This window comes from Sutcliffiella tianshenii, from assembly GCF_016908565.1.
GTDB classification, from domain to species: Bacteria; Bacillota; Bacilli; order Bacillales; family Bacillaceae_I; genus Sutcliffiella_A; species Sutcliffiella_A tianshenii.
The window spans coordinates 64,677-76,911 of the sequence record NZ_JAFBED010000013.1; the positions used below are offsets into that span (position 1 = coordinate 64,677).

A 12,235-nucleotide genomic window follows, 5' to 3' on the forward strand; every position below is an offset into this window, starting at 1 on the left:
GGTCAATGATATTGCCTCTCAAGGATCCTATCCAGCTCGCCAAAGTCAGAGTAGGATTCCAAATTTATTGTGGAGGAATTACTGCCACGCGTACCTGTTGATGTTGAAGTACTTTGATATCAAAGGTCAAAAACATCTTTTCCACTACTTCTTGGAATGTTCCTTCCTGGAATGGGGCATTCCCTGAAAGTGGTGTACGGTCGATTGCTTCATCCCATTCAATGATATTGCTTGCAAGCAGTTCACAGAACGTGTAGTTGTTGTAGTACTGGTTGCTGACCTGATGAAATTGGGAGATGTCACTGGACAAGAATTTTTCCTTTTCAGGGTAACCTGGACCCAAATCCTGTGCTCTGAAAAAATCGAATTCGTTTCGGCTGTTGAATAATGGTAATTGTGGTGGAGAAGTGAATTCTCCTGCCGGGATGGTTGTAACACATTCAAATGGGATTTTTGCTGTCAAAGACTTGATTTCAGAAGAAATGCAAGAATCTCCTTTTGAATGCGGGCAAGGTGTTGCATACGTTATATTCTTGCGGACAAAGCCTTTAAGGAATAATTTTAAATCCAGGTTTTGAAAAAACCCATCTGCAGCAGCTGCTTCTGGAGAAATTCCAGGCAATAGAAGACGACATTGGACTATTTGAATAGATTTTTTGATATCTTTGATTTCTAGGACCGGATGCGGAAACTTAATGTTAGCCACAAGACTTGTGTTTACTCTTCTTTCTGCGATTGTAACAGGAACCCTCATTACAACTTCATTATTGCTATCACCAGGCGTTGTTTGAGGGTCGATATCTACACTCTCACACTGTCCAATGGTAGCAGAAACATCTACCTCAACACAATTTTTATCTTTATTCATTATGTTAACTTCCTCCTTTAATTTTGGGTACAGTTTATGTTATGCACACCCATGGTTAAATGCAGTAGTGCAAACGTGGAATTTTAGTTGATTTAGAAGGGGGATTTAATAAAAAGTGATGGGACAGCCTTACAAGTTGCTAATTAATTTCATTAATTTTGGTTTCTACATTAAAGATAAGCATATTGCCGATGCCTAAGATGTAATACAATAAGTGAAAAAGAAAACTTCAATGTGATGAAGTGGGGAGAATGTCTGTGTTTGTAAGAAATGCATGAATAACAAATTTCAAATGGCCTTTTATAAGTAGGATTTTTGCAAATCAAAAAACACCTTCATTTTCAGGATGAAGGTGTTTTTTCTGGGATTTGGGGAATCAGTCGCAAATCCGAAAAAAGGACCGAAACCGGTCTCTCTATTTTTCAATTTCAAAATATAAATGATAATGCAATTGGCAGCCCGGATTAAAGGGAGAGCTGCATTTGGGACATGTGGAATTACAACCTAAATATTCATGGATGGTCAGTTCATTCTGACAGACTCCGCAAAGTATCGCTTTATCACCAAAGTTCTGTTTTGGCCAGACCTGTGCGGGATGATCTGAATGCTCATCATGGCATTGATAGCAAGGGAAATATGTTTGACAGCAGTAGAATTTTATCGCGATAATGTCTTTCCGTGACTGATAATGAACACATCTTGTTTCGTTATCAACGGTTTGTCCATAAACGGTAGCTTCCTTTCGGTCATGCATCCGATGTGATCACCCCTGCATTTGTTTCCTCCATCAAAACATAATTCGAAAAAAATTTCTAGTACATTCAGTTTAATTATACGGCTGCCAAACAATTTCTCCGGATTTTGCATCCTTATCGATGTCAATGTGGAAGTCATGCTTTTTATAGAAATGTACAAGTCGGTCTACGTGGTCCCAATCCCTTTTGGCAATATCTCCTGTGATGTAACGGATGTTTTGCTCCTTCGCCACTTCTTTAAGATAGTTCATACAAATTGTCCCGAAACCCTTGTTTTCCGGGCCTTTGATGTCACCGATAAAGATGGTATCCTCATCCTTATAGGTGGCTTGGATGGAATAGTCCCATTGCCCACGGTAGGCCGATTCGCAATCATTCAGCATGATCTTGCAAGAGTGATTGTCATAGTTGGTGTAGACGACTACCCAAGTATCGTCTTTTGTTTGATCAATACCTATGACCTGCCATTTTTTTGCGATTTCTTTCATGTTTTCTTTCATGCGGAACATCTGTAGTTCAAGCTCATCCAATTCCTTCTTTATCTCTTCTTTATTTTTTGCAGTGTCTAATGTCTCTTCTTCGGCTAAGAATAAGCTTGTAAAAGACATCCAATCCCCCCTAATTACCAGAAAATACTTTATTTCGTTAAAAATTTTCGACGGTTTTTGACAATCAGCATTAGATTATACAGGTGATTTGGAAATTTATCAAATTTGAATGCATAACAACATAATAAAAACGGATCGTCCCAAGGATCGACCCGCTTTTATTTTTCGTAAATGGAAGCGCAATTAGAAATGATGTTCATGCGCTATTAGTAACTTGCTTCATCACAAGCATTATCATTGACATAAAAGTGTTTTAATTCGTTTGCCGCGGTTAAAATTCCATGGTAGTTTTCCTTACTTAAACAACGTAAGCCCTACCTCTCATACGTCCTTACGGCTCCTAGGCCGTGCCAGTACGATTAAGCTTTGCTTAAAAAACTATATGGAACGCCAGTGCATCCTTGTGCTCTGTTTGAAAAACTTAAGAATGTCATAACGTCCTTCCTTTCAATATCAAGTTACTAACTGTTTTGGGCCAGTACCCAAACTCTTATTATACATCAAATAAAATGAAAGTCAAATAAAAGACGATATAACTCGATTTTTGTAAAAAAAAATTTCACAAACGAAAAATACTTTTTGATATGATATTAAAAGAAAGAGAATATTGTTGAACTTTTCTAAAGGGAGAGCAGATATGGTCGTACAAAATTTCGAAGGTAATATTACGGTTAGTGCAGAAGAATTTTTACCAAACAATGAGTTGGCAACTTACATCCAAGAGAATGTGATCAGCAGAATCGTAAAAGAAAAACAGGAAAATGAACGGGAAGAGATTAGATTGTGGGTGGCTGGTTGTTCTACCGGACAGGAAGTATATTCTCTGGCCATTTTGTTAAATGAATATCTAGAAGCACATCCAGAGTTGGAATTTAAGATTTATGCAACTGATTTAGATAAGGATTCCATTCGCATTGCGAGTGCCGGAATTTATCCTAAACATGCATTTGAAAATGTTTTACCTGACATACAAAATAAGTACTTTGATAAAAAAGATGATTTTTATGTTGTAAATAAGGAAATTCGTAAAAGGATCATTTTTGCACCCCATAACATCGCCAAAGACCCGATGTTCCAAAATCTTGACTTTATCAGCTGCAGAAATGTCATTAACTACTTCATGCCATTACAACAGCAGAAAATAATTTCTATGTTCCATGGGGCTTTAAATCACAATGGTTATTTGTTTCTTGGAAAAAGTGAAACAGTGGGGGAATCAAAGAAATACTTTTCTGTTGTAAGTAACAAGTGGAAATTTTACCGTAAACTGAAAGTGGACTTGCACCAAGCAAGTGCACATGAAGCGGCGCTGCATACATCAAGGGATGAGTTGCAACAAGTAAACATGGACCAACTGAAGCTTAAACCTCTGCAGTTGCAATTAAGTGCAGCAGAATCGGAACTAAGGAAAGCCAATGCAGAACTAGACGACCTAAAACGGACTCATCATAAAAAAATGGAGAAACTGCGGGGCGAATTGGCAGAACCAACGCTTTTCATTACAGGGCTGTTAGACCTTCTGGAAAAAGAAGATGTACCTTTTAAATCGGAGTATGCAAAAGCATTGCAATCTGAAATGGGCAAGCTTGGTAATGCACTTCAAGAGTTCTACCTTAAGCAATAGGAATGAAAAAACAACCGGCATTAGCAATATAGCTATCAGCCGGTTGTTTTATTTATTTTAGAAATATATTCTTTGATGTCAGCCAGTTCGGAACGGATTAATTCCGCGTATTCCTCTTTACCCGCGGACTGCAAATCATATTGTATGATATTTAACAGATCATTGATAGTGGAAATTTTCCGGGATGCCTGCTGGAGGTTAACATTGTGTGCTGTGTCTTCGGTTTCTTTCGGAATGACTTTTTCCCATGAACCGCTTTGGATCTTTTCTCTGATCTGTTGGAATTCGAAATGAATGTGATTGTAGGAATCTGTTTCATTTAAACAGACAAGATGGATGGTATCCTCTTTTTGTTGATAATTGAAATGAATGGTAAACAGTGTGGTAGGCGACTCTATAGTTTTCAGGTTTAACTCCATCTTTCCAGGTGAAGGGACATTTAGCAGTCTCTTTATCTTGTTCCTGCTTTCCGAATCCACTAAATGGAGAAAAGAAGTAACAGGATAAAAAAGATGGGTGACCTCCTTTGAAACATCGAGTATGGAAAAGTCGCCCCTTAATTTAAAGTAAGGTACCGGTATCCGATACATTATGATAACACTCCTTTTTTTACGAAGGAAGCTTCATTCTGGTATTGATTCAACCACTGATACAGAAATGCTGCATCTTTTGCAATGATTGTTTCTTCCGTACAACAGGAGCGGAAAGCAGCTTCGTCGTGGAGCCGACTCCCTACAATGATTGTTGCTTCAGGATGAATGGCTGCCAGTCGTTTGATTGTATCTTTTAATTTCGGCAACAAATGTCTGATTGTAATAGAAATACAGATGACTTCCGGTTGCCACTTTTTTATGCTATATTCCGCATATTCCAAAGGTAGGTTGGAACCAAGATCATATACATCCCATCCGAATTCCTCAAATAGGGAAGAAGCCATTTTCAGGCCAAGGTAATGATCTTCACCTTCCACACAAAAAAACATTGCCCTGCCGGTATTAGTTATGGGAAGGATGCCTTTGTCTGAAATGTTCCTTTCCTTTTTTTCGAGATGGTATTTAGATAGAAGGAGATCGCTGACACCAGTGGCTAGGTGTTCGTCGGCCACAGTGATCTCATTTTTTTCCCATAGTTCCCCAATGTGGTACATAGCATCCCGAAAAAGAAAATCATATATATATGAACTATTGTATCCTTGATCTAATAATTCTGTTATACTAGCCCATCCCTGAATGACATTCTTTTCAAGAAAGTGGGCAGAAAGCTTTTTTGCAACTTCATGCATACTAATCCCCCTTATGGATGTCTAGTAGTTATTTACAGTATACTATATTTTGGAGAAGTCGATAGTCGGCAAGTATTGTTGTCACACAACAAATTCCTAAAAAGTCAGATTATTTCCTCCAAATGATATATACATGGTATGAAAAATATTTTATGCTAATAATATTCTAGGAATTTAAAGGGAGTGCTTATTTGAACTATCAACCAAGTGTACAGGAAACCTTCACATTAATCAAAGAGCTTGTTTCCATTCCAAGTCCTTCAGGTAACACAAGCAAGGTTATCAGCTATGTGGAAAAATTCTTGCAGGAGTATGGCGTAGATACAAAAAGGAATCGAAAAGGCGGGCTAATCGCAACCGTAAAAGGAACTAACGAGAAGGAACACCGGATGCTGACTGCCCATGTCGACACATTAGGAGCGATGGTCAAGGAAATCAAATCAAATGGCCGGTTGAAGCTTACCATGATCGGTGGATTTCGTTGGAACTCGGTTGAAGGCGAATATTGTGAAATAGAAACCTCCTCTGGGAAAATATTCACTGGAACTATCTTGATGCATCAAACCTCTGTCCACGTCTATAAAAACGCTGGAGATGCCCCGAGGAATGATGAAAATATCGAAGTGCGGATCGATGAGAAAGTGTCATCACGCGAGCAGGTGAAGGAACTTGGAATAGAAGTGGGGGACTTTGTCTCATTTGACCCGCGTGTACAAATAACAGATAGCGGATACATAAAATCAAGACATTTAGATGATAAAGCCAGTGTTGCCATACTGCTTAATATGATCAAGCATATTCAAACAGAAAAGATAACATTGCCTTACACGACACACTTCCTGATTTCCAATAATGAAGAAATCGGATATGGTGGAAATTCCAATATCACACAGGAGACGGTCGAATACCTGGCAGTGGACATGGGGGCATTAGGTGACGGGCAATCTTCTGACGAATACACGGTTTCAATCTGTGTAAAAGATTCTAGCGGCCCTTATCACTATGGCTTGCGAAAACACCTCGTGGAGCTCGCACAGAAGAATGAAATCGGTTATAAAGTTGATATCTATCCGTTTTATGGATCGGATGCTTCCGCTGCCATCCGTTCCGGTCATGATATCATCCATGGACTGATTGGACCTGGAATCGAATCGTCACATGCATTCGAACGGACACATGAAAGTTCCATCCTGAACACGCAGAAGTTGATTTATCATTATTTATTGTCTGAGATGGTGGATTACTGAGTAAGCAAAAGAACAGCCAAAATTGGCTGTTCTCTCTTTTTTAAGTAAAATACTCTATTTTTGCTTGTGGAAAATAAGAATGAATATATTGTGATAATGTTTCCTTGATTTCTGTTGCTTCATCCTTGGTGTAGACATATTTGCCGATTCCATAGCGACCCCATTTGTATTGCCTTTTTGCTTCATCCAATTCAAGTTTCGTCATCGGATAATTCTGTTGGATCACCCGTTTGGCAGGCTTTGTGAAGCGATGCTGGATAAGTTCAAAGGTCAGATCTTCCGTAGCATGAGCCGGCAGCTTATCGTACAGCTTTTGGAACAAGGTTTTATACCCCTCCTGCCAACCTTCATGCAAGTAGATCGGTGCCACGATGAAGCCCAATGGATAATCGGCACCTGCAACTTTTGCCGCGGCTTCGATTCTTAAATCAAGAGATGAAGTTCCAGGTTCAAAATTTTTGATTACATAATCTGCATTCACGCTGAACCTAAATCTCGTTCTCCCTTGATGATCCGCATCGAGCAAATGATCGACATGGTGGAATTTCGTGACAAAACGCAGCTGGCCATGCTCGGATTTTCCGAAATATTCAATAGCCCTTTTTAATGAATGGGTGAGATGGTCGATACCCACGATATCTGAAGTACAGGAAGCTTCGAACCTTGTAATTTCAGGGGCGCGCTCCTGCATATATTTATCTGCTGCATCAAAGATTTCATCCAGATTCACATAGGTACGAATATATGGCTTGCTGCCCATGGTCGTTTGCAGATAGCAATAATGGCAATGGCCCATACAGCCTGTTGCAAAAGGAATGGCATATTCTGCTGAGGGCTTCGAAGAATCAAACTTCAATGTCTTTCTCACCCCGACAACGAGCGTGGATTTAGCGATCCGATACTTTTGAAAGTCGTTATCACCAGGAAGGTTTCGTATCTGGTTATGGGAAGTGGTTTCCCTGATCTCAAGCCCCATTGCTTCAAATTTCTGTTTAAGTTCCCTTCCAAGCTCGTATTCCAATGCTTTAGGTTCTATATAGACAAGTTGAGGGACAAATGGCTTCAAAAATAACACCTCCTATTCATATGTAGGACCGAAATAGTCATTATACAAGGCTTCTGCATCCTCCAAAGATTTGAAGAAAACAAACTCATCTGATAGTGGATAATAGGTATCATAAAGAAATAAAGCTAATTGACCAGGATTATACGGATCAGGAACCACTTGGGCTTCCTGGACGGTTGCGACGTTTTGTGTATGCGGATTGCGATAGAAAAGATAAACCGAATCCCCGATTGATACATCAGAAGAAGTAGAGGGTTGTGGTATGTCCATTGTTTTCACCTTCTCAAATAGAATTCATCTAGTGTTATTCTTTAATGGGATCCAAAAATTATTCATGAGAAATAATGTTAAGGGTGTTATTTTTGAAAATGGAGAAAATTAGAAACTTTTAATCATTTTGTTCGTCTATATATTAAAAGGAATATTCTGGGGGGATATCTTTGAATAATGTAGACATAAGGCCAAAACCAAGATCGGCACTCCGAATTTGGCTGGGAACTCAATATTACATAGCTAAACGTTGGTTAAAATGGAAGACGGACTCAGTGCAGTACGCAGATTTTCAGACAGATGAAGTGCTGCCATACTTATCAATCAAACATTCCACTCCCACTTTAAGAAAATTAAAAGATGTGGATATGTGGTATCAGCATAATAAAGTGATAAACCTTCGCATAGCTACCCAAAAATTAAACGGCGTGGTTCTGAAGCCAGGAGAAACCTTTTCCTACTGGAAACTTATCGGCAAGCCTACTAAAGAAAAAGGCTACGTGGATGGGATGGTTTTGTTTTACGGAAATTTCAAGCCAGGGCTTGGAGGCGGATTATGCCAGCTCTCAAACTTGATATACTGGATGACGCTACATACACCTTTAACAGTGACAGAACGTTATCGTCACAGTTTTGATGTGTTTCCCGATTCAAAACGGACACAACCCTTCGGAAGTGGGGCTACATGCTCCTACAATTATTTGGATCTGCAGATCAGGAATGATACAAACCAAGCTTTTCAACTTTGCGTGATGGTCAAGGGGGATCAATTAGTCGGAGAATGGAGGGTGGCTTCCCCTCCACTTGTCACCTATAAGGTATATGAAAAAGATCATAGGATAACCCCTGCCTATTGGGGGGGCTATCTTCGCCATAACATCATTCATCGAAAAGTACTGAATTTGAAGGGGATAGAGGTGGATGATCAATATGTAACCGAAAATCATGCTATCATGATGTATGAACCGTTGCTTGAAGCATCTGAGAACAGCGGTTAAATCTACTGCAAGGTGTGAATGAATGTATGATTAAACTGCCAAAAGAAGCAAAAGATCAAATGATCAGCAGAATCCAGACGTATTTTGAAATGGAGCGGGATGAAACAATCGGTGAGCTGGGAGCGGAAATACTGGTTGATTTTTTTGTGAAGGAAATTGGTCTCTACTATTATAATCAAGGTGTGGCAGATGCCAAACTGATGGTTGAGCAAAGATGGTCTGCTGTCGAAGAAGACCTGGAAAGCTTGAAGCGCTCAACAAGGTGAATAAGTTAAAAATGATATTAGCCTCCACTGATGAATCGTGGAGGTTTTTTAGTATCCAAATTTAAGACAAAACTTTACAGAGTGTTCAAAAGTTTCACATCTGTAGAATAGTGGAAAGAAAACTATAGGTGGTGACGATTATGAAGACGAATGTATTGGTGATTGGAGGCGGAGTAGGAGGTTTAACGGTCGCTCTCAAGCTTGCAAGGTGCGGCATTGGAGTTACGTTGGTGGAGCAGATGAAGGGAAGCCCCCATCTTTATAAAGGAGAACTCGTACAGCCCAAAACATTGCAAATCTTTGATAGTATCGGCCTTTTACCACCTGTATTGGAGAATGGTCATATCATCAATGAAATAGATCTGGTTGAAAGAAGAGACCTATCAGATGCCAGCGAAGAAGTGCCTTCTCAATCAATGAGCTATAATATTCTGCCTAAACCCTATCATCACGCGCTAATGATTCCGCATGAAACATTGAAATCCATACTGCTGGAGGAGGCGGAGAAATATCCATCTTTCAAATATATACAGCCTGGCAGGTTTATGGAGTTTGAAAATGGGCTCGCAAAAGTAAAACTATCAGAGGAAGAAGTTCTGATTGAGGCTGACTATTATGTGAGCGCCGAAGGTAGAAAGTCGAAGGTCAGGGATTTCATGCAGCTTCGCCAAAAGGAAAAGAAATATGATCATCACTTTTTGACTGTAACCTTCCCTAGGCCAAAAAGCCTGACAGAAGGAAAAATAATTTCGAACCATCATACCTTCCTGGGACTATTCCCCCTTCCAAACAATTTGGTGAGATCTGTTTATATGATTCCAAAAGGTTCTTATAAAACAATGATAGAGGAAGGCTTGGAATCTTTTTATGAAAAATACTTAGAACTGTGTCCAGCATTGGATGGTTATGTACAAAAAATAGACTCATGGAAGCAGATTCAACTGATGATCCCGGTCCATTATCATGTGTCCAGCTATGTAAAAGATAATATCGTCCTATTGGGGGATGCAGCACATAGTGTCCACCCCATGGCAGGCGAAGGCATGAACTTGGCAATACAGGATGGGGATGTTTTAGGGGAGCTTTTTTGTTGGATGTATGAACATAACCGGCATTCAAGCGAACTTTTATCATTATATGAAGAAGTCAGAAGGCCCCGTGTCCACCATATCTTAAAGCTGAGTCATTTATCTGCCCTCGCTTATTCCCGCCCATTGCGCTCTTTGGTGACTTGGAGGAGAAAAGTGATGGATCAGCTGACAAATGATCCGGTCCTTCATATCAAACATATGCTGAACATTTCAGGACTCGGGATGTGGAAGGAAACAATCATCGACAGGGCCATTCAGACCGGAGTTGTTCCAATTAGAAAAGAAGAGGTGGATTATCACTTGGAAAAACGTCATCTATTTACGAGTAGAGATGATTATCCTTGGAGATACATGGAGGAGGAAGTAAAGAGATGATAAGTGAGTATATTCGGCTTTTCAAAGCTAGAGGATATATGAAAAGGAACTTGCCTTTTTTATACAGTTGGCATGCATATGTAGGTTATGAATTGGATTTATACGAAGCATTTAAAAAGCCGAAGACAGTAAGCGAGGTTGCCCGGGAATTCTCGCTGAAAGAGGATCTTCTTGTCAGATGGGTGGAAGTCGGTGGGGTGATCGGCTATTTGAAGCAACGGTCCAAACAAAGGTATCAGACGGTCAAGCGCTTTATGGTACCTTCAAGCAAGAATAACCCAAGATCGACGGGTGTACTTTTAAAGGAAATGATGGAGCTTCATATTCCAACGCTCATCAAATACCCGAAAATGATGCAGGAGGATCAAAAGGAAAGCTTTAATCAGGAACAGCATGGAATGGTAGTAGCGCAGACCTCTTCCTTATTAGAACAGTTGGCTGTACCTAGAGTGATGAAGGTTATGAAGAAAGCGAACCCGAATCGTGTAGTGGATGTTGGTTGTGGAAGCGGCGGATATCTGTTGAAGCTATCGAAAAGATTTCCGAAAGCCTCCATGCTCGGGATAGAGTTGAATGAAGATGTCGCAGAGGAAGCAAAAAGAAATTGCAACGAGCAGGAACAAATAGAAATACTTTGCAGGGATGTTCAGGAGTGGACTCCGGAATCGAAAGTGGATTTTGTCATGTTGAATAATATTCTTCATTATATATCCCCAGAGGATAGAATCACTCTGTTTAAAAATATCAGTGAATGGTTGGAGCGAGGAGGGACACTATCAGTCGTAACTCCAATTCACAATTCTAAGCATGGTGGGCAGTTCTCAAGCGTATTCAATAGCTTTTTTACCGCATTTGATAATCTATATCCCCTGCCCTCAGAGGCTGATTTGGAAGAATTGGCCCGACAAGCGGAATTAAAAGTGGGGAAAATGAAGCCTGTCATCAAAGAAGGCGGCTGGTATCAGATTACTCTCCATAAAACGAACTAGGCATATAAAAGCTTCTGCGGCGTTTTCAAAACGATCCGCAGGGCTTTTTTTTGGTTGGAAAATCCTCTGTTAGAAGAGTATTCCTTAATATTCTAATATAAGGAAACTTTGTAACAATCCCTTAATATGCCCGTCACTCCTGTAATGAAACTGTTAATCCACTGTTCTTTTAATCTAGCAATATCATGATATGATTGTAAACATTGAGTCAGAATACATAGGAGGTATTTCTTATGAAGAAAACCATGTTTTCATTGGTAACAGCAGCGGCCCTTGCAGGTACGTTCAGTCTAGGTTCAAATGCCTCTGCTGCAGAAGTAACGGTGAAAAAAGGTGATACCCTTTGGGACATCGCCAATGCAAATAACATAACAGTACAGGAATTAAAAGACTGGAACAATCTTTCCAGCGATCTGATTCACCCGGAACAAGGATTAAAAGTAGCTTTATCTGAACGCTACAAAATTGTAAAAGGTGATACCCTTTGGGGGATATCCCAAAACTATGATGGAATTACCTATCAGCAACTAGCACAATGGAACTCCATCGAGAATCCTGATTTAATCTATGCAGATGATGAAATAATCATCTATACAAAAGGAAATCCTGAATCTGTACAAACAGAAGCACCGGCTGAAGAGCCGGTAACAGAGGCACCGGCAGAGGAAGCACCGGCTGAAGAGCCAGTAACAGAGGCACCGGCAGAGGAAGCGCCGGCTGAAGAGCCAGTAACAGAGGCACCAGCAGAGGAAGCGCCGGCTGAAGAGCCAGTAACAGAGGCACCAGCAGAGGAAGC

14 protein-coding genes are annotated in these 12,235 nt (G+C 40.1%); 7 read left to right on the forward strand and 7 right to left on the reverse strand.

What is annotated here, in order from left to right:
- Positions 1-64 precede the first annotated feature (64 nt).
- The 3 genes from JOC95_RS19360 to JOC95_RS19370 form a co-directional block, all read right to left on the reverse strand.
- Entirely contained in the window at positions 65-868 is an 804-nt protein-coding gene (locus JOC95_RS19360) for a CsxC family protein (protein ID WP_204419342.1), read from the reverse strand.
- Between the two features lie 415 nt (positions 869-1,283).
- Entirely contained in the window at positions 1,284-1,622 is a 339-nt protein-coding gene (locus JOC95_RS19365; protein WP_204419344.1) for a CHY zinc finger protein, read from the reverse strand.
- A gap of 72 nt (positions 1,623-1,694) precedes the next feature.
- Positions 1,695-2,231 carry a hypothetical protein gene (locus JOC95_RS19370; protein WP_204419347.1) on the reverse strand — a complete coding sequence of 179 codons (537 nt, stop codon included), beginning with the start codon at positions 2,229-2,231 and terminating at the stop codon, positions 1,695-1,697.
- 637 nt (positions 2,232-2,868) lie between these two features.
- Here JOC95_RS19370 and JOC95_RS19375 point away from each other — a divergent pair.
- Entirely contained in the window at positions 2,869-3,855 is a 987-nt protein-coding gene (locus tag JOC95_RS19375; protein WP_204419349.1) for a CheR family methyltransferase, read from the forward strand.
- Positions 3,856-3,890: 35 nt separating this feature from the next.
- On the opposite strand, the gene JOC95_RS19380 is transcribed toward JOC95_RS19375, so the two are convergent.
- Together JOC95_RS19380 and JOC95_RS19385 are read right to left on the reverse strand one after the other, a co-directional pair.
- Entirely contained in the window at positions 3,891-4,445 is a 555-nt protein-coding gene (locus JOC95_RS19380; protein ID WP_204419353.1) for a hypothetical protein, read from the reverse strand.
- On the reverse strand, positions 4,445-5,137 hold the full coding sequence (locus tag JOC95_RS19385; RefSeq protein ID WP_204419356.1) for a cobalamin B12-binding domain-containing protein: 693 nt from the start codon (positions 5,135-5,137) through the stop codon (positions 4,445-4,447). The genes JOC95_RS19380 and JOC95_RS19385 overlap by 1 nt, the downstream gene beginning before the upstream one ends.
- 191 nt (positions 5,138-5,328) lie before the next feature.
- Between JOC95_RS19385 and JOC95_RS19390 the strand changes: the two genes are divergently transcribed.
- Positions 5,329-6,384 carry a M42 family metallopeptidase gene (locus JOC95_RS19390; RefSeq protein WP_204419363.1) on the forward strand — a complete coding sequence of 352 codons (1,056 nt, stop codon included), beginning with the start codon at positions 5,329-5,331 and terminating at the stop codon, positions 6,382-6,384.
- Between the two features lie 40 nt (positions 6,385-6,424).
- Here the strand turns inward: JOC95_RS19390 and splB are convergent, their stop codons facing one another.
- A complete protein-coding gene (splB, locus tag JOC95_RS19395; protein WP_204419374.1) occupies positions 6,425-7,450 on the reverse strand; it encodes a spore photoproduct lyase in 1,026 nt (341 codons plus the stop codon).
- A gap of 12 nt (positions 7,451-7,462) precedes the next feature.
- Positions 7,463-7,720, reverse strand: coding sequence for a transcriptional regulator SplA domain-containing protein (locus JOC95_RS19400; protein ID WP_204419376.1), 258 nt, complete (start codon positions 7,718-7,720; stop codon positions 7,463-7,465).
- Between the two features lie 170 nt (positions 7,721-7,890).
- Here JOC95_RS19400 and JOC95_RS19405 point away from each other — a divergent pair, with 170 nt between their 5' ends.
- The 5 genes from JOC95_RS19405 to JOC95_RS19425 all read left to right on the forward strand — a co-directional run.
- Positions 7,891-8,718, forward strand: coding sequence for a VanW family protein (locus tag JOC95_RS19405; RefSeq protein WP_204419378.1), 828 nt, complete (start codon positions 7,891-7,893; stop codon positions 8,716-8,718).
- 26 nt (positions 8,719-8,744) lie between these two features.
- Positions 8,745-8,984 carry a DUF2164 domain-containing protein gene (locus JOC95_RS19410; RefSeq protein ID WP_204419381.1) on the forward strand — a complete coding sequence of 80 codons (240 nt, stop codon included), beginning with the start codon at positions 8,745-8,747 and terminating at the stop codon, positions 8,982-8,984.
- A gap of 140 nt (positions 8,985-9,124) precedes the next feature.
- Positions 9,125-10,450, forward strand: a complete 1,326-nt coding sequence (locus tag JOC95_RS19415; protein WP_204419383.1) for an FAD-dependent oxidoreductase — start codon at positions 9,125-9,127, stop codon at positions 10,448-10,450.
- Complete coding sequence (locus JOC95_RS19420) at positions 10,447-11,439, forward strand: class I SAM-dependent methyltransferase (RefSeq protein WP_204419385.1); 993 nt, start codon at positions 10,447-10,449, stop codon at positions 11,437-11,439. Before JOC95_RS19415 ends, JOC95_RS19420 begins: the two co-directional genes overlap by 4 nt.
- Positions 11,440-11,672: 233 nt before the next feature.
- Positions 11,673-12,235, forward strand: a 563-nt coding sequence (locus JOC95_RS19425; protein ID WP_204419386.1) for a LysM peptidoglycan-binding domain-containing protein, incomplete at its 3' end; no start/stop codon positions are given.

Coding starts and splice junctions, on each gene's coding strand:
- JOC95_RS19360 (WP_204419342.1), bottom strand. CDS start 868: ATGAATAAAGATAAAAATTGTGTTGAGGTAGATGTTTCTGCTACCATT.
- JOC95_RS19365 (WP_204419344.1), bottom strand. CDS start 1,622: ATGCATGACCGAAAGGAAGCTACCGTTTATGGACAAACCGTTGATAAC.
- JOC95_RS19370 (WP_204419347.1), bottom strand. CDS start 2,231: ATGTCTTTTACAAGCTTATTCTTAGCCGAAGAAGAGACATTAGACACT.
- JOC95_RS19375 (WP_204419349.1), top strand. CDS start 2,869: ATGGTCGTACAAAATTTCGAAGGTAATATTACGGTTAGTGCAGAAGAA.
- JOC95_RS19380 (WP_204419353.1), bottom strand. CDS start 4,445: ATGTATCGGATACCGGTACCTTACTTTAAATTAAGGGGCGACTTTTCC.
- JOC95_RS19385 (WP_204419356.1), bottom strand. CDS start 5,137: ATGCATGAAGTTGCAAAAAAGCTTTCTGCCCACTTTCTTGAAAAGAAT.
- JOC95_RS19400 (WP_204419376.1), bottom strand. CDS start 7,720: ATGGACATACCACAACCCTCTACTTCTTCTGATGTATCAATCGGGGAT.
- JOC95_RS19410 (WP_204419381.1), top strand. CDS start 8,745: ATGATTAAACTGCCAAAAGAAGCAAAAGATCAAATGATCAGCAGAATC.
- JOC95_RS19415 (WP_204419383.1), top strand. CDS start 9,125: ATGAAGACGAATGTATTGGTGATTGGAGGCGGAGTAGGAGGTTTAACG.
- JOC95_RS19420 (WP_204419385.1), top strand. CDS start 10,447: ATGATAAGTGAGTATATTCGGCTTTTCAAAGCTAGAGGATATATGAAA.